20 protein-coding genes are annotated in these 22,724 nt (G+C 58.1%); 13 read left to right on the top strand and 7 right to left on the bottom strand.

What is annotated here, in order from left to right; all coding sequences use genetic code 11:
- The first annotated feature begins 1 nt into the window (after nucleotide 1).
- Entirely contained in the window at nucleotides 2–1,465 is a 1,464-nt protein-coding gene (locus H8E27_09460; protein MBC8325837.1) for a DUF1501 domain-containing protein, read from the top strand.
- Between the two features lie 9 nt (nucleotides 1,466–1,474).
- On the opposite strand, the gene H8E27_09455 is transcribed toward H8E27_09460, so the two are convergent.
- Genes H8E27_09455 through H8E27_09445 form a run of 3 tightly spaced genes read right to left on the bottom strand, consistent with a single transcriptional unit; the run spans nucleotide 1,475 to nucleotide 5,828 of the window.
- Nucleotides 1,475–2,872: a DUF1501 domain-containing protein gene (locus tag H8E27_09455; protein MBC8325836.1), complete on the bottom strand. Its 1,398-nt coding sequence runs from the start codon at nucleotides 2,870–2,872 to the stop codon at nucleotides 1,475–1,477.
- Nucleotides 2,862–5,609, bottom strand: coding sequence for a DUF1553 domain-containing protein (locus H8E27_09450; GenBank protein ID MBC8325835.1), 2,748 nt, complete (start codon nucleotides 5,607–5,609; stop codon nucleotides 2,862–2,864). Before H8E27_09450 ends, H8E27_09455 begins: the two co-directional genes overlap by 11 nt.
- Nucleotides 5,610–5,828, bottom strand: coding sequence for a hypothetical protein (locus H8E27_09445; protein ID MBC8325834.1), 219 nt, complete (start codon nucleotides 5,826–5,828; stop codon nucleotides 5,610–5,612). It lies immediately after the preceding gene.
- Between the two features lie 47 nt (nucleotides 5,829–5,875).
- Here H8E27_09445 and H8E27_09440 point away from each other — a divergent pair, with 47 nt between their 5' ends.
- On the top strand, nucleotides 5,876–6,691 hold the full coding sequence (locus tag H8E27_09440; protein ID MBC8325833.1) for a sugar phosphate isomerase/epimerase: 816 nt from the start codon (nucleotides 5,876–5,878) through the stop codon (nucleotides 6,689–6,691).
- A gap of 6 nt (nucleotides 6,692–6,697) precedes the next feature.
- Here the strand turns inward: H8E27_09440 and H8E27_09435 are convergent, their stop codons facing one another.
- On the bottom strand, nucleotides 6,698–8,581 hold the full coding sequence (locus tag H8E27_09435) for a sodium-dependent transporter (GenBank protein MBC8325832.1): 1,884 nt from the start codon (nucleotides 8,579–8,581) through the stop codon (nucleotides 6,698–6,700).
- A 61-nt stretch (nucleotides 8,582–8,642) separates the two neighbouring features.
- Complete coding sequence (locus H8E27_09430) at nucleotides 8,643–9,806, bottom strand: Gfo/Idh/MocA family oxidoreductase (protein MBC8325831.1); 1,164 nt, start codon at nucleotides 9,804–9,806, stop codon at nucleotides 8,643–8,645.
- A 100-nt stretch (nucleotides 9,807–9,906) separates the two neighbouring features.
- Between H8E27_09430 and H8E27_09425 the strand changes: the two genes are divergently transcribed.
- The 8 genes from H8E27_09425 to H8E27_09390 all read left to right on the top strand — a co-directional run bounded on the left by H8E27_09425 (nucleotide 9,907) and on the right by H8E27_09390 (nucleotide 18,230).
- Nucleotides 9,907–10,263 carry an aspartate 1-decarboxylase gene (locus tag H8E27_09425; GenBank protein ID MBC8325830.1) on the top strand — a complete coding sequence of 119 codons (357 nt, stop codon included), beginning with the start codon at nucleotides 9,907–9,909 and terminating at the stop codon, nucleotides 10,261–10,263.
- Between the two features lie 44 nt (nucleotides 10,264–10,307).
- Complete coding sequence (gene lpxD, locus H8E27_09420) at nucleotides 10,308–11,432, top strand: UDP-3-O-(3-hydroxymyristoyl)glucosamine N-acyltransferase (GenBank protein ID MBC8325829.1); 1,125 nt, start codon at nucleotides 10,308–10,310, stop codon at nucleotides 11,430–11,432.
- A gap of 66 nt (nucleotides 11,433–11,498) precedes the next feature.
- Nucleotides 11,499–11,930, top strand: a complete 432-nt coding sequence (gene rplM / locus H8E27_09415; GenBank protein MBC8325828.1) for a 50S ribosomal protein L13 — start codon at nucleotides 11,499–11,501, stop codon at nucleotides 11,928–11,930.
- A gap of 1 nt (nucleotide 11,931) precedes the next feature.
- Entirely contained in the window at nucleotides 11,932–12,333 is a 402-nt protein-coding gene (rpsI, locus tag H8E27_09410; protein ID MBC8325827.1) for a 30S ribosomal protein S9, read from the top strand.
- 134 nt (nucleotides 12,334–12,467) lie between these two features.
- Nucleotides 12,468–13,541, top strand: a complete 1,074-nt coding sequence (locus tag H8E27_09405; GenBank protein MBC8325826.1) for an N-acetyl-gamma-glutamyl-phosphate reductase — start codon at nucleotides 12,468–12,470, stop codon at nucleotides 13,539–13,541.
- Between the two features lie 2 nt (nucleotides 13,542–13,543).
- Entirely contained in the window at nucleotides 13,544–15,853 is a 2,310-nt protein-coding gene (locus tag H8E27_09400) for a redoxin domain-containing protein (GenBank protein ID MBC8325825.1), read from the top strand.
- Between the two features lie 41 nt (nucleotides 15,854–15,894).
- Nucleotides 15,895–16,836: a ThuA domain-containing protein gene (locus H8E27_09395; protein ID MBC8325824.1), complete on the top strand. Its 942-nt coding sequence runs from the start codon at nucleotides 15,895–15,897 to the stop codon at nucleotides 16,834–16,836.
- Between the two features lie 95 nt (nucleotides 16,837–16,931).
- A complete protein-coding gene (locus H8E27_09390) occupies nucleotides 16,932–18,230 on the top strand; it encodes a Gfo/Idh/MocA family oxidoreductase (GenBank protein ID MBC8325823.1) in 1,299 nt (432 codons plus the stop codon).
- Between the two features lie 59 nt (nucleotides 18,231–18,289).
- On the opposite strand, the gene H8E27_09385 is transcribed toward H8E27_09390, so the two are convergent.
- Both H8E27_09385 and H8E27_09380 read right to left on the bottom strand, forming a co-directional pair.
- The gene (locus H8E27_09385; protein ID MBC8325822.1) at nucleotides 18,290–19,372 is read right to left on the bottom strand and encodes a DUF1080 domain-containing protein; all 1,083 of its coding nucleotides are present in this window, start codon (nucleotides 19,370–19,372) and stop codon (nucleotides 18,290–18,292) included.
- A 17-nt stretch (nucleotides 19,373–19,389) separates the two neighbouring features.
- Nucleotides 19,390–20,568 carry a terpene cyclase/mutase family protein gene (locus H8E27_09380; GenBank protein ID MBC8325821.1) on the bottom strand — a complete coding sequence of 393 codons (1,179 nt, stop codon included), beginning with the start codon at nucleotides 20,566–20,568 and terminating at the stop codon, nucleotides 19,390–19,392.
- Nucleotides 20,569–21,118: 550 nt separating this feature from the next.
- Between H8E27_09380 and H8E27_09375 the strand changes: the two genes are divergently transcribed.
- Genes H8E27_09375 through H8E27_09365 form a run of 3 tightly spaced genes read left to right on the top strand, consistent with a single transcriptional unit; the run spans nucleotide 21,119 to nucleotide 22,576 of the window.
- Entirely contained in the window at nucleotides 21,119–21,745 is a 627-nt protein-coding gene (locus tag H8E27_09375; protein MBC8325820.1) for a hypothetical protein, read from the top strand.
- 54 nt (nucleotides 21,746–21,799) lie between these two features.
- Nucleotides 21,800–22,015, top strand: a complete 216-nt coding sequence (locus H8E27_09370) for a hypothetical protein (GenBank protein MBC8325819.1) — start codon at nucleotides 21,800–21,802, stop codon at nucleotides 22,013–22,015.
- 12 nt (nucleotides 22,016–22,027) lie between these two features.
- Nucleotides 22,028–22,576: a hypothetical protein gene (locus H8E27_09365; GenBank protein MBC8325818.1), complete on the top strand. Its 549-nt coding sequence runs from the start codon at nucleotides 22,028–22,030 to the stop codon at nucleotides 22,574–22,576.
- Nucleotides 22,577–22,724 lie beyond the last annotated feature (148 nt).

Raw genomic sequence — 22,724 nt, 5'->3', positions numbered from 1 at the left:
CATGAATCCCGCAAACGAATTTTTCCAACTGCAGAACCGCCGGCAATTTTTCCAGGGCGCCGGCCTCAAGGTGGGCGGCATCGCGTTGGCCTCCATGCTTGGCCAACGCGCGTGGGGCGCCCAGACCGGGGCCGGTGAGGACATGCATCCGGCCCTGCCCGACCTGCCACATTTTGCGCCCAAGGCTAAGCGGCTGATCTACCTGCACATGAACGGCGCGCCGTCGCAGATTGATCTCTTCGATCATAAACCGCGACTGACCGATCATTTCGATCAGGACCTGCCGGACTCCATCCGCAACGGCCAGCGCATCACCACGATGACCAGTGGCCAAAAGCGGTTTCCGGTGGCCCCGAGCAAATTCAAGTTCGAGCGGTGCGGCCAGTCGGGCATTGAGATGAGCGAGCTGTTGCCGCACATGAAAACCATTGCGGACGACATCACGATGATTCGTTCCGTGCACACCGAGGCGATCAATCACGATCCGGCTTGCACCTTTGCGATGACCGGCAGCGAGGTGCCCGGCAAACCCAGCCTCGGTTCCTGGCTCAGCTATGGGCTCGGCAGTGATTGCCAAAACCTACCGGCGTTCGTGGTGTTTACGCCCACCGTCAAGAATCCCAGTCAGGCGCTCTTCACGCGCATGTGGTCCAGCGGTTTTCTGGCGTCCAAGTACGATGGCGTGAAACTGCGCGGCAGTGGTGATCCGGTGTTGTACGTAAAAAATCCTCCCGGCGTGAATCCCGGCGACCGGCGTACGATGCTGGATGCGCTCGGTCAGTTGAACCAAAAGACCTTCGAACGCTTTGGCGATCCCGAGACGCAAACGCGCATTGCGCAATACGAGATGGCCTTTCGTATGCAGTCAAGCGTGCCGGACCTCACCGATCTTAGCGGCGAGAGTAAGGCCACTTTGGAAATGTACGGCCCGAACGCTACCAAGCCCGGCACCTACGCCCACTCGGCGCTGCTCACGCGGCGATTGATGGAGCGCGGCGTGCGCGTGGTGCAGATTCTCCATCGCGGCTGGGATCAGCACGGCTCGTTGCCCGCGCAGATCAAGAACCAGTGCATGGACACCGATCAACCGACCGCCGCGTTGATGAAGGATCTCAAGCAACGTGGTTTGCTGGATGACACGCTCGTGGTCTTCGGTGGCGAATTCGGTCGCACCGTGTACTGCCAGGGCAAACTCACGCGCGAAAATTACGGGCGCGATCATCATCCGCGTAACTTCTGCATGTGGGTCGCCGGCGCCGGCATTAAGACCGGCATCACCCACGGTGCTACTGATGATTTCAGCTACAACATCACTCGCGATCCCGTACACCTCAACGAGTTGAACGCCACCCTCCTCGATCGGATGGGCATCGATCACTCGCGCTTCACGTATCCGTTCCAAGGACTGGACCAACGCCTGACCGGCGTGGAGGAAGTGCACCCGATCAAGGCGCTGATGGCGTAGGCGCGATCATTAAGCGATCAACTCCTTGATCACGTGGCCGTGCACATCGGTGAGCCGGCGCTCGATGCCGTTGTGGTAGAACGTCAGCCGTTCGTGATCAATGCCGAGTAGGTGCAGTGCGGTGGCGTGAAAATCGTAGGAGTAGGTGGGGTTCACCGCCGCTTTCCAGCCAAGTTCATCCGTGGCACCATAGCTTGTTCCTCCCTGAATGCCGCCCCCGGCCAGCCACGCGGTGAAGGCGCCGGCATTGTGGTCGCGGCCTTGGCCTTTACTGCCTTGGGCGGCGGGTTGGCGGCCGAATTCGGTGGTGCAGATCACGAGCGTTTCATCGAGTAGCCCGCGCACCTTGAGATCCTTGAGGAGCGCGGCGGCGCCGCCATCGAGGACGCGGCCCCAGTAACCATGATCGCGCGGGAGATCCTCGTGGCTGTCCCAGTTGGGTCGGATTTTGCGCGCAGTGGTGTTTTCCGCGCCACAGAAAATTTGCACGAACCGCACGCCGCGCTCCACCAACCGTCGGGCCAGCAGGCATTGGCGGCCGAAGGGGCCGATGTCCGCATCTTCCAGCTGATACAGCTTTTGGGTGGCCGCACTTTCGCCGGTGATGCGTGTGGCTTCCGGGGCGCTCATCTGCAGCTTGGCGGCCATCTCATAAGCTTTGATGCGCGCTTCCAGCTCGGAATTGCCCGGGCGCTCCTGCGCGTGACGGCGATTGAGGAGAGTGAGCAGTTGATGATCGCGCGGGTGATTCTTGAAGGCCTCGGGCGCAAACAAATCAGCCAAAGGCGGTTTGTCTGCGGCGGTTTGCATGGGGGTCCCTTGTTGCTTGGCGGGGAGAAAACCGGCGCCCCAATTGAGCACCCCGCCGGGCGGCAAACCGCGCGGATCGGGCAGGACGACGTATGCCGGCAGGTTATCCGCCTCACTGCCGAGCCCATACGTCACCCACGCGCCCATCGAGGGAAAGCCGGGCAGGATGAAGCCACTGTTCATCATGAACATCGCCGGGCCGTGCAGCGCGGATTTGCTGTGCATGGAATGCACGAAGGCCATGTCGTCCACGCAGGTGGCCAACCGCGGGAAAAGCGCGCTCATGGGCCGACCGCAGGCGCCGTGTTTTTGGAACGCCCAGTGGCTGCCCTGACAATTACCGGGTTTGGACGCAAAGAATTGTAAATGACCTCCGGGATCGAACGGGGTGCCGGTGCGCTTGGCTAGCTCCGGTTTGTGGTCCCATGTATCCACCTGACTCATGCCGCCCGGGCAAAAAATTTGGATGACCGCCTTGGCTTTGGCGGGGTGATGGCCGACGGCTTGCGGCGCGCGTGCCAACAGATCGCCCAGCGCCATCAGGCCGAAGCCGCCACCCAGATGGCGGAGGAACTCTCGGCGTGAGCTAGTCGACATAGGCGAATTCATTGGCGTTGAGCAGCGCGTGGCAGAGCGCGAATAGCCCCTTGGCGCGGACCGTGTGCAGCGCGGCCTTGGCTTCAGACGGTACCGGCGGACGACCGAGGGCCAGTCGGAAGGCTTGGTCGATTTGATCTGCAGTATTTGCGCCGGCCTGCTGTTTCAAGCGCGCGGCAAAGTAACCGGCCTGCTTGAGCATAAACGGATTGTTGCTGAGCGTGAGCGCCTGCAGGGGGGTGGTGGTGGTGAGGCGCTTGGGCGTGAGGTTGGCGGGATCCGGGCAATCAAGCGTGGTGAGAAACTCATGCGGCGTGGTGCGGACGACAAACCGATAAATGCTGCGCCGCCAGAGGTCGGGAGTGTCCGGCGTGAGGTACTGGTAAATGGGGGCGTACGCCTCGGTGTATTTGAAGTCGCGATAGCCCGGGCCGCCGGCCTTGAGGTTGAGTTTGCCGCTGGTGGCGAGCACGGCATCCCGCATGGCTTCGGCCTGCAGTCGGCGCGGGTTTTGCCGCCAGAGCAAACGGTTATCCGCATCGGTGGCCGTGCCGTGGTCGGTGTGGGACACTTGCCGGTAGGCGGCGCTGGTGAGGATGAGCCGGTGGATGGCCTTGAGCGAACCGTTTTGTGCGTGCAACTCCACCGCCAGCCAATCGAGCAGGGCGGGATGCGAGGGCGTCTGGCCGCCGCGCCCAAAATCACTGGGCGTCTCCACTAAGCCGCGTCCGAAATGCCATTGCCACAGGCGATTGACCATCACGCGGTGGGTCAATGGGTTATCCGGATGGGTGATCCACTTGGCGAGCGCGGCACGGCGTTTGCCTTCGGGGGTGTCGTGATCGCCGAAGTCGGGCTTGAGCTCTTCCACCCAACGCAGCGTGCCCGGCGTGGCAGCTGCGCGCGGCGCCTCGGGATTGCCGCGTTGCAGCACCTTAACAACCGGCGGTTGCTCGGCGATCACGCCATAAAACTTCGGCGGCTCGCCGAGGGTGGCGAGTTCCTTTTCCAGTTGGACGGCTTGTTGGCGGAGCCGTTCCAGCTTCTGTTGTTCGGCTTCCGTCAACCTGCGGGGAGTCACCGGCACCAGTCGAGGGTCGCCGAAGCTGATTTGGTCGTGGGAATAACCGTTGCCGCCATCGGTCGAAATCAATGTGAGAAATCGCACGCTGGCGGGGATGTTGAATTTTACCGGCACGGCGTCGTTACGGCCGATTCGTTGGTGCGCCATGCGTTTGCCATCGAGCAACACCCAAAACTCCGCGCTGGGCGGCGCGGGCTGGCCTCCATAGCCAACTACCGTGCTGAAGCGCAGCGCCTTCAGGCCGGTGGCTTGCCGAATGGCGGCGAGGTCAAAAGTGATGCCGGCATTGGCGTGCAGGCCGAGCAGCGAATGGCCGGCTTGCGCGTAGTCCACGCCGCCCCATGTTGTGGAGTACTGGCTGGCCACGGGGCCGTTGCGAATCATGTCCCACGCCTTGCCGGCATTGGCGGGGAGACCGGTGGCTTTTAATCCGGTAGAACTGATTTGCGTTTCGCCCTCAGCCGGGACGAATACGCCATCCACAAAATCGGTCGTGCTCTTGGCATAGTGGCCCGGCTTCACGTTGCCGAGGTTGCCGAACTGGCGTTCCTGCACTTTGCCGGTGCGCGCGTCCAGCCCGATGCCTTTCCGTCCCGTCCCAAAGCCATTGCCGCCGCCAACCACATCGGCCAGATCCACGCCGCGGCCTTCCAGTTCGCCGATGGCAAACAGTGCCTGGTCCAGCTTGTCCTGAATCGCCTGTTTCCACGTTTGATGCTGCGCGAGCGCGGCGTCACTGATATTGCGCGTGCCGCGCTTCAACCCGGCAAACACGGCGGTGAGTCGGTAGTAATCCTCCTGCGGAATGGCGTCGAGTTTGTGGTCATGGCACCGAGCGCAGTTTACGGTCATCGCCGTGGTAGCGGACATCACCTGCGTAACCATGTCATCAAGATCCAGCGCACGGGCACTGCGGCGCAGGATGGGGCTTTTGGTTTCTACCTGACCCACAAAATCCCACGGGCCGGCCGCCAGAAAGCCGGTGGCCATCACGGCATTCGGATCGTCCGGCCATAGAATGTCGCCGGCGATTTGTTCCTGCAGAAAACGGGCGTACGGTTTATCGGCGTTGAAGGCGGCGATCACGTAATCGCGATAGCGCCAGGCGTTGGGCCGGAGCTTGTCGCGCTCGAAGCCGTGCGTGTCGGCGTAGTGGGCAATGTCCAGCCAGTGCCGGGCAAAGCGTTCGCCGAAATGCGGCGAGGCCAGCAGACGATCGACGAGATTCTCGTAGGCCTTGGGATCAGGATCGCGCACAAACGCCTCCACGGCCGCCGGTGTGGGCGGCAGTCCATGCAGATTAAAATGCAGCCGACGAATCAGCGTGCGCCGGTCGGCCAACGCGGACGGCTTGAGCCGGGCCTCCTTGAGGCGTTGCCCAATGAAGGCATCAATGGCGTGGGTCGTCTTGGCCGGCGGCACGGCCGGTCGCGTGACGGGGCGCAGGGACCAATGCGGTTGCTGCGCTGTCAGACTGATCAGCAGGCCGTGCCCCAGCAACATCCATGCAAGCAGTCGTTTCACCAACCGAAGGATGTCGTGCCGACCAAATCTTGTCAAATGGGACGACCAGAGGTTTTGGGGGTGTGATGCAGCAGACCGGTTATCACACCGCGGCAATCGGCGTATGGCATATGGGAATTCTTTGGTCATTCAAAGCTCGTCCTCGCTGTCCCCGAAAAACAGTCGGTGCGCGCGATCGTAATCCGCTTTGGGCACCCATACTTCCACCGGGCGACTAAATTCATCTTCTCCTTCTGGCATCGGCTCGATCATTTTTTCCTGGGCGTTGATGCCGTGCTTTTCGAGCATTACCGCCAACAACTCGGCGTCGTTGACGGGACTGGTGTAAAAAAGCCGATGATTTTCCATTACAAAATTGCTGGACAAAACTTTGCCCACACGGCGAGATTGCGCCAATGAAATTCGGTATCTGCAACGAGATTTTTGAGGGCTGGTCAATGGAAGACACTATGACCTACGCAGCGAAAACCGGCTACGACTGCCTGGAGATTGCGCCCTTCACGATTTCCAATTACGTCACCGACATCTCCGCCACCGAACGCCAGCGCGTGAAAGATTTGGCGACCAAAACCGGCATCGAGATTTCCGGCATCCACTGGGTGCTCGTGAAGGCCGAAGGCATGCACATGACCCATACCGACGCGAGTATCCGCGAAAAGACCGCGAGTTACTTCGTGGACCTTGTGGATTGCTGCGCCGATTTCGGCGGTCGCTCCATCATCGTCGGTTCGCCGTACCAGCGCAACTTGATGGAAGGCGTGAGCTACGAGCAAGCGTGGGAATGGGCCACCGACGTGTTCAAAGACAGCGTCAAGCATGCCGCCGAGCGCGATGTGGTGATCAACTTCGAACCCCTGGCTCCGAGCGAAACTAATTTCGTGAACACCCACACCGAGGCGATCCAGTTTGTGCAGCAACTTGAGAGCCCCAATTTCAAAGTGATCCTCGATGTGAAAGCCATGTGTTCCATGGGCAAGCCGATCCCCGAAATCATCCGCGAGAGCGCCGGTGAATTCGGCTACTTCCACGCCAACGACGAAAACCTCAAAGGGCCCGGCTTTGGAGACGTAGATTTCAAGCCCATCGGCGCCGCGCTCAAGGAAGTCAACTACGATGGCGTCGTGTCTGTAGAAGTATTCAAATTCGACGAAGGGCCGGAGGTGATTGCCGCTCAAAGCTTGGAAAATTTGAAAGAGGCTTTTGCCGATTAAGGGTGGCTAAAAGATTTCGACACCGAATTTCCCAAGCAACACCACAAATATTACAATCGGACACACAATCCGCAGGAAGAAAACCCAAATATCCGCCGGGGCCACATTTCCAAATATGGGTTTAGTGAAACCGGCACAACCTTGCTCCATTTCGGACACCATCTTCCGTGAATCCATCATCCAGCCGACATAAAGGCTGACTGACAACGATATGATCACTAGGCAAAGCGTGCCAAAATATTTGTCCATGATGTCAAAAAAGGTGGTCGACTCGGTCGACAAATCTATGGAGGCAAAGCCCAGCGCGGCTTTGTTTTCGACGAGTGCAGAGTAAACTGCATTGGTATTTGAGTGTGGTACGGTAAAGGATACATCCGTTCTAGCTTTGGCACTGTCGGAAGTGGGGGACAAGCTGACGGCACTTTCGGGAATGCGAATGTCCTTTCTCGCCAACGCCCGGCGAACTTCCGCCACAGCTTTTCTGCCGCCATCCACGGAAACGAGCGTGAATTCCACCCAGTCTCCGTTGCTGCTTTCGGCATGGCTCAAGTGTTTCAGCTGGTTGGTTTTGAGCGTGGCGATAATCGACAGCGTGGTATTGTGCTCAGAAGCTGGAACCGCGAATTTTAAATCTTCCAGTTTAACGACCGAAAAATTCATCGGACCTACCGAGGCATTTGCATCGTTGAAAACTGTGGACATTCGTTGCGGCGTTGCCACCTTGCCATCGATGCCAAAAAGCTTGATGGTCGATTCATCAGTCGTAACGATTTTGCTAAACGTCTCTGAGCCACCAAACGACAAAGCCGAGGGCAAGCCAACCGCAAAGGCAACGATACCAACCAAGATAGCCGCCTTCTTGCGGGTGGCGCGTTTGCCATCAACAAAATATGAAACGGGCACCTCCAGCATAGAGATGGATGAGGTGAGCGCAGCCACGGTGAGCAGTAAAAAGAATAAACCACCGACAACAATGCCGAAGGGCATTTTCTCGAACACCACGGGCAGAGTTTCGAATGTGAGTGTTGGCCCGGCATCCACCGGAAAGCCCAGTGCAAACACCGCCGGAATAACCATCAAACCGCCCAGCAGTGCCACCCCGGTATCCATCAAAGCCACCCAGAAACCATTGGACACGATGTTCTGGCTCTTGGGCATGTACGAGCCGTAGGTGATCATGAGCCCCCATCCCACGCTCAGAGAAAAGAACGCCTGCCCCAGCGCCGCCAGAACGACTTTGCCATTCAAGGCGGAAAAGTCCGGCGAGAGAAACCATTTAACTCCTTCCGATGCACCTTCCAAAGTGAGACTTCGGATAATGACCACAAACACCAACGTGAGTAGCAGCGGCATCAGAATCTTTGACCATTTCTCGATGCCCTTTTCGATGCCGGCTTGCACGATATAAATCGTGCCGCAAATAAACACGGCGAATAATGGGATCACCCAATTGGGATTGGCGGCAAAGGATTTGAATTCCAAGCCGGCCTTCGCGAGCGTGTCGTAAATGTAACCGATCGTCCAACCGGCAATGACTCCGTAGTAACTGAGCACACAGAAACACGCTGCCAAGCAAAGCCAGCCCACTGCCGGTCCGGCAAATTTGTAGAGCCAGACATTCTTGGCCTCCCCAGTGTCGCGAAAGGCATCCACGGGGTTCTTGCCCGTGAGCCGGCCAAACGCCAATTCGGCCCACATCAATGGCAGCCCGATAAACAAAACGCACGCGAGATAAACGAAGACAAATGCCGCGCCGCCGTTTTCGCCGGTGACGTAAGGGAACCGCCAAATATTGCCAAGCCCCACCGCGGAGCCGGCGGCGGCCAGAATGAAGCCGAGCTTGGATCCCCATTGGCCGCGATTTTCTTCTGAAGAATCTGGGGTGTTCATGCGAATCCTCCTGCGGATTAGTGTCGATTATTAGTAGTTTTGGAAGGGGAAGTTATTCCGACTACACATTCAACTTCGTCCAGCGTGCGTTGTTTTGGGAGGAATTCACGACGGCTTCGATGAAGGCCATTCCCCGGATGCCGTCTTTGATTTTGGGGTAGTCCAGCGCGGGATCGTCCTTGGTGAGTTTGCGGCGATCGAGCTTGGCCCGAATATGGTTGGCGAAGTTGACGTAAATGTTAGCGAATGCTTCGAGGTAGCCTTCGGGATGCGAGGGCGGTGTGCGGGAAGCATTGGCGGCGGCGGAACTGAGGTAGCCGTTGGCGGTGCGGTAGACTTGCATCGGCTGGTCGGGCCATTTTAGGAGCATGCTGTTGGGGTCGTTTTGATGCCACTCAAGGCCGCCGCGTTCGCCATAAACACGGATGCAAAGATTATTTTCCTCGCCAACGGAAATCTGTGAGCTGTGTAGCACGCCCTTGGCACCACCGGTAAAACGCAGCAGCACGTTGCCGTCGTCATCAAGTTTGCGGCCGCTGACGAAGGCAGTGAGGTCGGCGGCGAGTTCCTTGATTTTCAGGCCGGTGATATACTCGGCGAGGTTTTCCGCGTGCGTGCCGATGTCGCCAATGCAACCGGCGGCGCCGCTGCGTTTGGGGTCGGTGCGCCAGCCGGCTTGTTTTTGGCCGGTCAATTCCAGCCGCGTGGCCAGCCAGCCTTGCGGATACTCCACAACCACCTTGCGAATCTTGCCCAGCTTGCCATTGGCAACCATATCGCGCGCTTCTTTCACCAGCGGATAACCGGTGTAATTATGCGTGAGGCCGTATAGGCATTTGGATTTTTTGACGAGCTTCTCCAACGCCTTAGCTTCCTTGAGGTTGAAGGTGGCGGGCTTGTCGCTCAGCACGTGGAAGCCATTTTCCAAGGCCATTTTCGCGGGCGGAAAGTGCATGTGATTCGGCGTGACGATGGACACAAAATCCATCCGCTCATCAGCGGGCAGCGCGGATTCCTTGGAGATCATCTCCTCAAACGTGCCATAGCAGCGCTTGGCGGGTAGGAACAAATCTTTGCCGCTGGCTTTGGATTTGCGTGGACTGCTGGAGAACGCGCCGCACACGAGTTCCATTTGGCCGTCTATGTTCGCGGCAATCCGGTGCACCGCGCCAATAAACGCGCCGCGACCGCCGCCAACCATTCCGTAACGAATTTTTCTGCTCATAATTTTTTGGGTGATTACACGAAAAGAGATTGTAACCGGTTGCGCGGCCTTTATATTGACCGCCCTTCGCCAAGTCAACGGTGTTTGACCTTGTGTGACCATGCAAATCCAACTGCTCAAATCGAAAATCCACCGCGCAGCGGTGACCGATGCCAACGTGAATTACGAGGGTAGCATCACCATCGACCGCGAGTTGATGGATCGCGTGGGCCTTCGCCAGTACGAGCGAGTGCTCTGCGGAAACCTCGCCAATGGCGAACGCTTTGAAACCTACGCCATCGCGGGCGAAGCGGGCAGCGGCGCGATCATTCTCAATGGCGCCACAGCGCACCTCGGCAAGATGGGCGATCGCCTTACGATCATGTCCTTCGCCAACGTGGATAATGCGGAAGTAGCCGACTGGAAACCGAATGTGATTGTACTCGGCGAAAATAACGGTATCATCACCACCCGTTAGGCGTTTTAGCGCCACAACATTAACCAAACAGAAAGGCTTTCGCCATGCTCTTCACAGCGGGAGATATCGCTGCAAAACTGGGCGGCAACGTGCTGGGCGACCGCACCATGCCACTCACCGGATTTCAAGCCGCCGACCGCGCACGCGCCGGCGACCTCACCTTCGCCGAGAACCGCACCTTCTTCGAGCGCGCTGAACAAAGCGCTGCCAGCGCGATCATCATTGATAAAAACTTCACCTCCGAGCGCAAAGTGCTCATCCGCGTGCCCAGTGCACGCATTGCCTTTGCAAAAGTCGTGCCGCTCTTTTATCCCGAGCCCGGCCCGCCCACCGGCATCCATCCTTCCGCCATCATTTCCGAAAAAGCCGAGGTTCACCCCGAGGCGTGTGTAGGCGCGCACGTCATCATCGGCGACGACGCAAAAATCGGCGCACGGACCGTTTTGCACGGCAACAATTATGTGGATGAAAACTGCATCATTGGCGAAGACTGCGCAATTTTTCATAATGTCTCACTTTACCCACGCACCGAGCTGGGCGATCGCGTGCGGATTCACGCCGGCACCATCATCGGCAGTGACGGCTTTGGCTACGTGCAGGAAGGTGGCAAACATTTAAAGGTACCGCAAATCGGCAACGTGGTGATTGACGACGATGTGGAGATTGGCGCGAATGTCACCATTGACCGCGGTGCGCTCGGCCCCACTCACATTGGCAAAGGCACCAAAATTGATAACCTCGTGCAAATTGCTCACAACGTAAGTACCGGTGAAAACTGCCTCGTCGTCGCCCAAGCCGGCATCGCGGGCAGCACCAAGTTGGGCGATTACTGTACGATCGCTGGGCAAGTGGGAATCGCAGGGCATTTGCGGATTGGCAATCACGTAACCATTGCTGCGCAGAGCGGCGTGATGCGTGATATCAATGATGGCGGCAAATGGTGGGGCACCCCCGCCCAGCCGGATAAACAAATGAAACGCCAGTTATTGGCCCTGCAAAAACTGCCGGATTTACTGCGGCGCTACAACCGGTTTGAAAAATTTGCCAAACCACGCATCATGACCCCCGAAGAACTAGCCGAATCCAAAGCCAAATCGGAAGCTGCAAAAGAAGCAAAAGCAGCCAAAATCGCTGCTGCCGCTGAATTAGCTGCAGAAAAAAACGTATAAAACCACCAGAAACCTGTTGACCCGCCAGTGTTTTCTGGTATTTTCCTCGCCCCTTCGATCATAGAAATGAAGACTTTTTTACCAAAAATAGATATGCAAACGCGTGGCTGGCACGTGGTGGATGCCGAAGGACTGGTGCTTGGGCGCCTCGCCGAGAAGATCGCCAACGTTCTGCGGGGTCGCAATAAACCCACGTACACGCCCCATCTTGATGCCGGCGATTTTGTCATCGTTATCAACGCTGAGAAAATCAAGGTGACCGGCAACAAAGAAGACGCCAAAGAATACCAGCGTTACAGCGGCTGGCGCGGCGGGCTCAAGCGCATCCCCTTTGCAGAAATGCGCACCAAACACCCCGAACGCATCATCATGGCTGCAGTAAAAGGCATGCTCCCCCGCAACCGACTGGGCTCGAAGATGCTCACCAAGTTGAAGGTGTTTAAAGGCAGCGAACATCCGCACGCCGCACAAAACCCTGAACCGATGACTTTAAATTAAGATGCCTGACGCAATCACTGGAGAATTCCTCGGCACCGGCCGTCGCAAAGCAGCGACCGCCCGCGTGCGAATCAAACCCGGCAACGGAACCATCACCGTCAACCGTCGCGCGTTTGACAATTATTTCCCTGTCGAATCGCACCGTCTCATTGTGGGCGAGCCCTTTGTGGCCACGGAGAATGTTGAAAAATTTGATGTGCGCGTAAACGTCCAAGGCGGCGGCCAAGCCGGTCAAGCCGATGCCGTGCGGCTGGGCATCTCCCGCGCGCTGCTGGAGTACGACGCTGAGCTGCGCCCCACCCTCAAGGCCGAGGGCTTGTTGCATCGCGACTCCCGCGTGCGCGAGCGCAAAAAACCCGGCCAGCCCGGTGCGCGCAAGCACTTCCAGTTCAGCAAACGCTAAACTCAAAAACGCTTTCGCAACCCCCGCTGGTTCAACAGCGGGGGTTCTTTTTTTATCCGCTGGTTCGTCGGCGGGGTTTTTGTTTTCAATTTTTGATTTCAATTGCCCTCAAAAAAACGCACAACACAATCGATATGAGCGCAGCTCAAACAGTAAAAACCGCCATTGTGGGCGCCTCCGGCTATTCGGGCGAAGAGCTCGTGCGGCTGCTGCTCGGCCATCCGCGCGCAGAACTCGCCGCCGTCACCTCACGCCAATACGCCGGGCAACCCTTGTCCGCGATCTTTCCACGCTTCGCCGGCAATGCCGTGGCCGACTCGCTGCAATTCATCGAGCCAAATGTGGAAACGCTGGCGGAGACTGCCGAAGTGGTGTTCCTCGCCCTGCCCCACGGCGTGGCAGTGGATTTCGCCAAGCCACTCCTCGCGGCGGGCACGAAGGTCATCGATCTCTCCGCTGATTTTCGGTTGAGTGATGCCGCCGTGTACGAGGAATTTTACGGCAACAAACACCCCGAACCCGCGCTCTTGGAGCAATCGGTTTACGGCCTGCCCGAGCTGCACCGCGCCGCCATTCGCAACGCCCAACTCATCGCCTCGCCCGGTTGTTATCCCACCAGTATTTTGCTGCCCACCGTGCCCTTGCTGCGCGCGGGGATCATTAAACCCACCGGCATTATCGCCGACAGCCTCAGCGGTGTCAGCGGAGCCGGCCGAAATGTCAGCGCGAATTTTATGTACACCGAGTGCAACGAAAGCGCGCGGCCCTACGGCATCCCAAAACACCGGCACCTATCAGAAATTGAACAGGAACTTTCGCTCGCCGCCGAAGCGAAAGTTACCCTTCAGTTTTCCCCGCATCTCATCCCCATCAATCGCGGTATCCTCACCACGCTCTACTTGGCTCCCACCCCAAAATTTGAAACCGAAGCGGAAGAAACCGCGCTGGCCGAACAAATCACTGATTGCCTCGCCACCGCTTATGGCGACGAACCTTTCGTGCGGCTCCTCCCGCCCGACCTGTTGCCCGACACCAAAAACGTCGCCCACACCAATTACCTCGACCTCGCCTTCCGCCTCGATCGCCGCACCGGACGCCTCATTATGACAAGCGCCCTCGACAATCTAGTGAAGGGTGCCAGCGGCCAAGCCGTCCAAAGCCTCAATTTGCTCTACGAATTTGATGAAACCACGGGGTTAACCTTATAAAGATGCAAACGATTAAACACTTTTTCCCGATTGCGGCACTCATTGCCGCAGGGTGTTCCACCCCTTCGTCGCCGGTCATTGAACAGGCCGAATACACTTTCGACCCATCGGGGCCGCCTGCGGGGCATTCCAGCCACGGCACGGAGCTCAACAAAGGACCGCGCCAAGCCGCGTATTTGATGGGCACCACCAGCAACGTTACATTTCCCATCACCACGGATTCACCCAAAGCGCAGAAATTTTTCAACCAAGGCGTGGGACAGATTCACGGCTTTTGGTATCACGAAGCCGAACGTTCATTCCGCCAAGTACTCAAACTAGATCCCGGCCATCCGATGGCCTACTGGGGCATCACGATGGCCAACGCGGGAAACCGGACCCGCTCCAAGCCGCTCATTGCCAAAGCTGTGGCTGGCAAGAGCCGCGTGAGCGAACGCGAACAAATGTGGATCGACGCGATGGCCGCATATCAAAACGAATCCGATTCCAAAAAACGCAAGGCCGGTCTACTAAAATCCGCTCAAGCACTCGCCGCCAAATTCCCTGATGACCTTGAAGCTCAGGCATTTCTCGCGCTGCGAATGTACCACGATTCCCGTTTCAAAAAAAATACCGAGGCGATTGAAAAACAAATCGCAAAAGTCCTCGCCAAAAACCCCAACCACCCCTGCCATCATTATCGGATTCATCTTTGGGACTATAAAGATCCCAAACGTGCCGTGCCCTCGATCGGCCTCTGCGGCCAAGCCGCGCCCGGTATCGCTCATATGTGGCACATGCCCGGCCACATCCTCTCGCGCCTCAAACGCTATAACGACGCCGCGTGGCAACAGGAAGCCAGCGCCCGTGTGGACCACGCCCAAATGATGCGCGACCGCGTGATGCCCGACCGCATCCACAACTTCGCCCATAACAACGAATGGCTCACCCGCAATCTTGGCCACGCCGGCCGCGTGCGGCACGGGATCACCATGGCCAAAAACATGATCGAATTGCCGCGCCTCCCTTCCGTTAAAACCAATGGCACGTGGACCGTTTCCTCCCGAGGCAGCTACACCTACGGCAAACGCCACCTCAACACGCTTCTCATCAATTACGAACTTTGGAACGAAATCATCGCGCTCAAAGACACCCATTACCTGCAACCCGGTAAAACCGCCGCCGACCAAGCCAAGTACTGGCGACTCCTTGCCTCCGCCCATATCAACACGGGCAACCCTGCCGAAAGTGAAGCGCTTTTAGTCCAAATGGAAAAATTACTCACCACGCAACAGACCGGAAAAACCAAAGCTGGCACTGCCGCAGAATCCAAAGCCAAAGCTGCCAAGAAAAAAGACAGTGAAATTCGCAAAGCCAAAAGCGACGCCGAACGCCCGTACAACACCGCCATCAACACGCTCACCCGAGGCATTGCCGAAGCCAAAATGTACCGCGCGCTGGCAAAGGGCGAGCAAGCCGCCGCCAAAAGTTTTCTGGAAAAAGCATCGGACATCCGTGGCGACCGCAAAGCGCTTCTGCAATTTCACACAGGCGACACCGAGGCTGCTTTGAAATCAGCCGCCGCGGCGGTCAAATCCGGCGCAGAACAAGCCCGCCCGCTGGCCGTGCAAACCTACCTGCTTCACATGACCAATAAACCCGCCGAGGCCAAGGCCGCCTTCGAACACCTGCGTCGCGTTGCGCCGGAACTCGATTTGGATGTGGAATGCTTCGCCCGCCTCGCGCCCTTGGCCAAATCCCTCGGCCACCCCGCCGATTGGCGCAAGGCACAGCCCACCGCCCAAGATGTCGGCTTGCGGCCAAACCTTGACGACCTCGGCCCCTTTCGCTGGCAACCTTTCCCTGCGCCGCAGTGGTCACTCAAAGATCGCAATCAACAAAAATTTTCCCTCGGCGCGCTGCAAGGCAAACCGGTGGTGCTGATTTTTTATCTCGGCAAAGGCTGCGTGCATTGTATGGATCAACTCAATGCCTTTGACCCCGTGGCGGCGGAGTTTGAAAAACAAGGCATCACGCTGCTCGCCATCAGCACCGATACTCCGACTGGATTACGCGACACCTTTATCGGCTACGACGCCAAGGATCGACATTTCAATTTCCCCCTGCTCAGCGACCCCACCTTGAAGACTTTCAAAAAATACCGCGCCTACGATGATTTTGAAGAAACGCCCCTGCACGGCACCTTCCTCATCGACGCCCACGGCAAAGTGCGCTGGCAGGAAATCAGCTACGAACCCTTCATGGCTCCGAGATTCCTACTTGATGAAGCGAAACGTCTGCTGGCGCAACCGGAAAAAAATAGAGGCAATTAATTCTTTGCACGGGCCCGCAGACGCCTACACTTGGCGCACGCATGAAACTCATTTCCCGATTCCTCTTTGTGGCCGCCGTGGCGGTTTGCTCGTTTGGCCTGCACGCCAAAGCCATTTCCATCCTCATCGTCGATGGCCAGAATAATCATAACTGGAAAGCAATGACGCCGTTCATGAAGGGGCAGCTTGAAAAAACCGGCATGTACACCGTTGCCGTTTCCACCTCACCCCAACGCGTAAACCCTCCGCGCAATCTGACTAAAGAACAACGCGCCAAGGCACAAAAAGCGGCTAATGAACTGAACGCCAAAGCCTGGAATCAATGGAATCCGGCGTTTGAAAAATATGACGTCGTGATCAGCAATTACAACGGGCAAGAATGGCCGAAGCCCGTAATGGCGGCGTTTGAGAAATACATGCGTGAAGGCGGTCGTTTCATTTGCGTGCACGCGGCAAACAATTCATTCCCCAATTGGCTTGAGTATAACAAGATGATCGGCCTCGGTGGTTGGGGCGGACGCACTGAAAAACACGGCCCATACGTCTACTACGACGAAACAGAAAAACTTGTGCGCGACACTCAGAAAGGCCGCGGCGGCAGCCACGGTGCACAGCACGAATTCACCATTAAAATCCGCGACGCCAAGCATCCGGTCACAAATGGAATGCCCGCCGAATGGAAGCACGCACAGGATGAACTCTACGATTCCCTGCGGGGCCCGGCTGATAACATGCAGGTGCTGGCCACCGCATGGAGCACCAAAAGCAAACGCCACGAACCGATGATGATGGTGCTGGATTACGGCAAAGGCAAAATTTTCCACACCCCGATGGGACACGAGAACGGCGTGTCGCTCCAATGCGTCGGCTTCATCACCACGCTCAACCGCGCCTGCGAATGGCTCGCCACGGGAAAAGTGACGACGAAGATCCCCAATAGTTTCCCGACAGCAGACAAGGTGAGTGTGCTGAAAAAGAAATGAAAAAACCCAAGGAATGACCAAATCCCAATGACCTTGGGGTTTGGGAATTGAGGGTTCCTTGGATATTGGGTTTTGGTCATTGGAAATTTACAAAAATGAAATCTCCCACCCGACGCAAATTCATCCAATCCTCCTCCGCCGCCGCCCTGTCGCTGCCGCTGGCGGCCCGCGCAGTCGGGGCCAACGAAAAAATCACCGTCGGCATCATCGGCCCGGGCGGGATGGGCAACGCGCACTTGGGCACCTTAAGCCACAACCGCGCGGTGAACATCGCCTACGTGTGCGATGTGGACGAGCGGCGGACTGCGCGCGCAAAGGCAACCGTTGAAAAAGCCAAGGGCAAGGCGCCCAAGGCAGTGGGCGACATGCGGCGAATCTTCGAGGACAAAGCGGTGGACGCGGTTTGGATTGCCACGCCGGATCATTGGCACGCGCCGGCAACCATCCTCGCCTGCGACGCGGGCAAGCACGTGTACGTCGAAAAACCCGCCAGCCACAATCTGCGCGAAGGTCGGCTGATGGTGGAAGCCGCGCGACGCAACAATCGCGTCGTGCAGGTGGGCACCCAGACGCGCAGCTCCGAGGGCATTCGCGAGGCGATGGAGTTGTTGAATGACGGCGCGATTGGCGAGGTGCTCGTGGCCAAGGCGTGGAACAGCCAACGGCGCGGCAGCATTGGCAAAAGCAAGCCCGGCACGCCGCCCGCGCAGCTGGACTTCGACACGTGGCTCGGGCCGGCGCCGAAGGTGGCGTTTCGGCCGAACATGCTGCACGGCATTTGGCGTTGGTGGCATGACTTTGGTACGGGCGACATGGGCAATGATGGCGTGCACGACATCGACCTCGCCCGCTGGGGGCTGGGCGTGGACACGCACCCGTCACGGATTTGCGCGATGGGCGGCAAGTATGTTTTCAATGACGACATGCAATGGCCGGACACCCAAAACTGCCTGTTCGAGTACGAGCCGGACAAGGACGGGCGGACCAAGCAGTTGATTTTTGAGATGCGCATTTGGTCGCCGTACAAGCAGCAGGGCATGGAGAACGGGAATGTGTTTTACGGCACGAAGGGAATGATGGTGCTGGGCAAGAAGGAAGGCTGGAAGATGTACGCCGAGCGCAACCGCTTGGTGAAGGAAGGCGGCGGCGGGCCGAACTTGGGCGGGCATCATCTCAATTTTCTCGCGTGCATTCGCGAAGGGAAAAAGCCGCGCGCGGACATTGAGATTGGGCACCTTTCCTCAAGCCTCTGCCACCTGGGCAACATCGCCATTAGGACGGAAGAAATGCTGCATTTCGATCCGAAGAAGGAACAGATGGTGGAGAATGCCAAGGCGGACAAGCTCGTGCGGCGGGAGTATCGCGAGCACTGGGGGACGCCGAAAGGGGTTTAAACCAATTCACCACAGAGGCACAGAGACCACAGAGATTTTTCCCTCTGTGGTTAAAAAAGTTATTTCAACTCCTTCACGAAGATATTGGCGAACTGCGTTGGCTCCTTGGGGTTGAGAATAAACGGGGCAGGCTTTAACGGCCCGCTCTCGCAAATTTTCTCGTGAACGACCACCTTGCCGTTCAGCTCGATGGTGTTCGAACCCGGGCGGCGGGTGACTCGCACGCGATTCCAACCCTTCGAGAGGTTTTTCATCTCGCCCAATGCGCCGACGTTGGGCAATTCAAACGGCGCTTCTTTTCCGTTGCCACGGAAGTCGGCAAACATCTCGTAACTCGCAAATTTCTTTTCCGTGCGCAGCGCACTGCCGCCCTGGGTGGTGAGGCGCCAGTCGTTGGCGGTCCAGCCTTTGCCTATCCAGCCGGCGAGATCGATGCCGGTGTACAGTGAATGAAACCCCGCCTCCGCCTCGGCGATCTCCTCCGGCTTTGGGTTCGTGCTAGGCAACACCTTGATTTTCATATTGCGGAACTGCACGGGCGACCCTTCAGACTCCAGGCAGATGTAACCCTTGCGCGGACTCGCCGCCTTGCCACGCGTGACGACCTTGCCGTTCACCGCGAGCGAAATGTCGCCGTTGTTGCACACGATGCGGTAGTGGTTCCATTGCGGCGAAGGTTTGCTGCGGTTTTCGGTGGGGAAGGCGCGTTGGCCACCACGTCCGTTGACAGGCGTCATGCGTGCGCCGTGGATTGGGAAGATGTCGCCGTGGGTGGTGTAGCCACGGGTGTTGCCATATTTGTTTTCAAGCACCTGCACTTCCACGCCGCGATGGAAGGGTTGGCCCTTGGCGGGATAGGCATCGGCCCACACAAAAATGCCGGCGTTGCCGCGCGGTTTGAGGTGGCGCCATTCGAGCTCGAGAATGAAATTCTCGTACATGCGCGTGGTGCGTAGTTCGCCGATGGGTTTACCGGTGCAATGAATCATCCCCTCCTTGATCGTCCACGTTTTGGGGCCGCAATTGACATTGTGCCAGCCGTCAAAATTTTTGCCGTTGAAGAGCAGCTCGAAATGTTCAGCCGCAGTGATGGCATCAGCGCACGCCAAGGCCCCAATTAAAAATAAGAAACCGGATTTCATAAATTGAGTGGACGTTACTAATTATCCGCTTTGGACAACTCCGGCGAGTACAACGGCAAGTAGCGGTAATATACTTCCAACGAAAGCGCCGCCAACGCGGTGGTGACCACGCGGCCGGCGGCCGTGGCGTTTTTGCCTTCCGGCTCCCAGGCGCCGCGGTTGTTGCCGCGCTTGATTTGTTTGCCGAGCAAAATGGGTTTCAGCTTGTCGTTCCAGCTTTGCCAATCCTGACCTTGGGCCTGACGCATCGCCAGACTACCGTAGTACCAATAATAATAGTCCACCCGATTGTTGCTGGGCAATTGCTTCTGAATGAGGTTGAGGCACTGTTCCATTTTCGCGTTCTTAACCCCGGCGCTCAGCATTTGCTCGCAAAATAATCCTTCAGCAATCATTGCTGAGGAAGGCGTCCAGCCAGGGCGATATTGAAATCCTTTTCCCTCAACGCCGACTCCATCCAAGAATTTCCGCGCTTTCGTGAAGGCTTCTTCAGGAACTTTCATCCCGCCCAATCGCGCGCTTTTCAGGATCATCATTTGCCAACCGCTAATGGAGAGGTCGCCCTTTTCACTGGGATCTTCGCGGTGGGGTTTATAGCGCCAACCGCCGGACGTTGGGTTTTGTGCCTTGAGGGTGAATTCAAGAATGCGCTCGGCTGGCGCGCGTAGGCGTTCGTCTTTGGTCAGGTTGTATGCTTCCATCAGGGCAATCGAGGCGATGCCGTGGTCGTACATATTTCCGCGATAGCGCAGATCGCCGTTTTTCTCGACGCTCAACATCCAGTCAATGGCGCGCGAAAGAGTTTGTTGATAGGGGCCGGGCTCATTGTGTTTGGTGCCCCATCCCAGGAAGGCCAACATCGCCGCACCAGTGGCGGCGGTGGTGTGACTGGAGCGATGATTCCAGTAGCCATTTTTGCTTTGATTGCGTTTGAGCCATTCCAGTGCGAGCGCAACGGCGGCTTCAGTTTCAGGGCCACCGCCTTGGCGTTTCACGAAGTCGGCACGCAGCTTGGGGGTGAGGCGCAGTTCGTACGGATTCGCCAGTGGCGGTAATTCGGCCAATTCAGCCCCGGGTTCGTTTGCCACCAAAGCGGGTTGGGGATTCGGCTTCACCACTTGAAACGTGGGAATCGTTTGTGGCGTCCGTGTGACCGTGGGGGAAAATGAAGCGCGGCTGCCTGGGTTGCCGCTCATAGCCACGCGAACTGGTGCGGCGGAGGGTTGAGATTCATTGGGGCGGCTCGCATAAGCCCGCAACGGATGACGCCGCGCACCAGCAAAATGAACCGGCTGTGATACCGAATTGATCCGCGCTTGCGCCATCACCTGATCCGTGTTGGTTGGGTCTCCGCCCAAAGTCAATCCCCCGCCGGATGCTGCCGCCGGTGCCGTGACTGAAGGATTGCTTTCAATCCCTGAGGGCGTGGGGCTTTCCATTACCACTCGTGAACTTCCCCGTGAACCGGAAAGTGATGGTGCAAAGGCTCGGCTGCTCCCCGTGCCGGATATGCCAGCCACTTGATGCATGCCACGCGCCGAGCCAGCGGCGGCTCCCGTGCCGTAAGTGCCCGATGGCCCGCTCCTTGCAGAACCCCGCGCGCCAGTTGCGACACCCGTCATCGATTGCCCGGAGGCACTGGCCATTCCCCGGCCAGCTTCCGCGCGCGCGCCACTATTATTAACACCGCCGAGCGCAGAGCCAATTCCTGAAACTCCCGGTGTCGAAGGCGAAAATGAAGCACCCGTGCCAGAGCCGCTAACCGATGAATTAGAATTGGATGCCTGTGCCGAACCGGTGCCGGAGCCCGAGGTTTGGCTTGGGCTGTTCCGCGATGTGCCGCGCGAGCCAGTGGCCGCTTGGGCCATCGATTGCCCGGACGCGCCCGACATCGTTCGGCCTGCCTCGGAACGCGCGCCGTTACTCGCCACACCGGATGTGGATGCGCTGGCTCCGGAAACTGATGGCGAAAATGAAGCACCCGTGCCAGAGCCGCTAACCGATGAATTAGAATTGGATGCCTGTGCCGAACCGGTGCCGGAGCCCGAGGTTTGGCTTGGGCTGTTCCGCGATGTGCCGCGCGAGCCAGTGGCCGCTTGGGCCAATGACTGCGAAGAGGAAGAGGCGCTGGACATATCCCAGCCGGATTCCGCGCGGGCTTGGCTGCTGCGCACGTTGGAGGATGAGGCACTGTTGGAGGAAACTTGCGGGGAAAATGAGCTACTGGAATTCGCAGCGGCCACGGTGCCGGAAATGTTCGCGCTGTTTGCCGGTGCACTGGAAGCGTTGGCGGCTGAGGATGCACTCGGGGCGCTGCGAGCCGAGCTGCTGCTGCCGGTGGCGGATTGGGCCATCGATTGCGCGGTCGCCTGAGCCATTGATTGACCCGGCGAGGATTGGGCGCTTCGTTGGGTCATCACGGTGGAAGTGGCTGCGCGCGGGCTGGAGGGCGATAAAGCACTGCTCGCGCCCGAGGCACTCACTGAAGTGGGCGAATTCGCGCTATTGGCGGAAGCGGACTGCGCGGCCGCAGTTGAAGGCGCGCTGCGGGCGGCGCTCATTCCGCTTGCAGATTGCGCCATCTGCGCCATCGATTGCGCGGATGCCGCACTCATCGTTTGGCTGGACTCAGCCCTTGGCTGACTGGATTGCACCGTGGAGTTGGCCGCCTGCGAAACGGAGGGTGCCAAGGCACTACTCGCACCCGCGGCGGCGGGCGAACCGGGCGCAGCCGCGCTTTGGGCGGCTGCGGATTGCGCGGCGGAACTTTGCGGGTTACTGCGGGCAGCACTCATCGTGGATGCGGATGGAGCCGCGGATTGCGCGGAAGCTTGGGTCATACTTTGGCTGTTTTGCGCGCGGGCTTGGCCGCTCTGCACCGAGGCATTGGGCGTGGTAACCGAGGGCGAAAAGGAACTGCTCGATCCCGCCGCACTGGCGGCGGAGGAGGATTGGGCGCCGCTGGCGGAGGCGGATTGCGAAGATGCGCTGTTGGGGTTGCTCCGCGCGGCATTCATATTGGCGGAGGATTGGGCGGCCGCTTGCGAGGCAGAGGCGGAGGCCATCGGCGTCTCAAGAATGGAGTCTCGAATTTCCTCGCTCATTTCCTGGACGGCGGAATCCTCGCCATTGAGGGAAATGGTCAATTGCTGTTCGCTGCGACCGGCTTTGCGTTTGCCTTCAATGAACCAATCTTTTTCATAAATGTACCAACCGGTGAACAGCGCGGAAATTAGCAGGACGAGCAACCCAAACATGATGTGCCGCCGCTTGATGCCGAGCCGATCGGCCAAGGATTCAAACCCCCATTCGATGAGTTCCAAAATTCCTTTGAATCGAATTTTCATTAGCG

It is taken from the genome of Limisphaerales bacterium, assembly GCA_014382585.1.
Classification (GTDB): Bacteria; Verrucomicrobiota; Verrucomicrobiia; order Limisphaerales; family UBA1100; genus JACNJL01.
This window is presented reverse-complemented; position numbering and strand designations above follow the sequence as displayed.

What these genes read in the sequence shown, in the direction of transcription:
- rplM (MBC8325828.1), top strand. Translation starts at nt 11,499, where the DNA reads ATGAAGACTTTTTTACCAAAAATAGATATGCAAACGCGTGGCTGGCAC.
- H8E27_09450 (MBC8325835.1), bottom strand. Translation starts at nt 5,609, where the DNA reads ATGACCAAAGAATTCCCATATGCCATACGCCGATTGCCGCGGTGTGAT.
- rpsI (MBC8325827.1), top strand. Translation starts at nt 11,932, where the DNA reads ATGCCTGACGCAATCACTGGAGAATTCCTCGGCACCGGCCGTCGCAAA.
- H8E27_09425 (MBC8325830.1), top strand. Translation starts at nt 9,907, where the DNA reads ATGCAAATCCAACTGCTCAAATCGAAAATCCACCGCGCAGCGGTGACC.
- H8E27_09385 (MBC8325822.1), bottom strand. Translation starts at nt 19,372, where the DNA reads ATGAAATCCGGTTTCTTATTTTTAATTGGGGCCTTGGCGTGCGCTGAT.
- lpxD (MBC8325829.1), top strand. Translation starts at nt 10,308, where the DNA reads ATGCTCTTCACAGCGGGAGATATCGCTGCAAAACTGGGCGGCAACGTG.
- H8E27_09435 (MBC8325832.1), bottom strand. Translation starts at nt 8,581, where the DNA reads ATGAACACCCCAGATTCTTCAGAAGAAAATCGCGGCCAATGGGGATCC.
- H8E27_09395 (MBC8325824.1), top strand. Translation starts at nt 15,895, where the DNA reads ATGAAACTCATTTCCCGATTCCTCTTTGTGGCCGCCGTGGCGGTTTGC.
- H8E27_09400 (MBC8325825.1), top strand. Translation starts at nt 13,544, where the DNA reads ATGCAAACGATTAAACACTTTTTCCCGATTGCGGCACTCATTGCCGCA.
- H8E27_09460 (MBC8325837.1), top strand. Translation starts at nt 2, where the DNA reads ATGAATCCCGCAAACGAATTTTTCCAACTGCAGAACCGCCGGCAATTT.
- H8E27_09380 (MBC8325821.1), bottom strand. Translation starts at nt 20,568, where the DNA reads ATGAGCGGCAACCCAGGCAGCCGCGCTTCATTTTCCCCCACGGTCACA.
- H8E27_09405 (MBC8325826.1), top strand. Translation starts at nt 12,468, where the DNA reads ATGAGCGCAGCTCAAACAGTAAAAACCGCCATTGTGGGCGCCTCCGGC.
- H8E27_09440 (MBC8325833.1), top strand. Translation starts at nt 5,876, where the DNA reads ATGAAATTCGGTATCTGCAACGAGATTTTTGAGGGCTGGTCAATGGAA.
- H8E27_09445 (MBC8325834.1), bottom strand. Translation starts at nt 5,828, where the DNA reads ATGGAAAATCATCGGCTTTTTTACACCAGTCCCGTCAACGACGCCGAG.
- H8E27_09430 (MBC8325831.1), bottom strand. Translation starts at nt 9,806, where the DNA reads ATGAGCAGAAAAATTCGTTACGGAATGGTTGGCGGCGGTCGCGGCGCG.
- H8E27_09455 (MBC8325836.1), bottom strand. Translation starts at nt 2,872, where the DNA reads ATGTCGACTAGCTCACGCCGAGAGTTCCTCCGCCATCTGGGTGGCGGC.
- H8E27_09390 (MBC8325823.1), top strand. Translation starts at nt 16,932, where the DNA reads ATGAAATCTCCCACCCGACGCAAATTCATCCAATCCTCCTCCGCCGCC.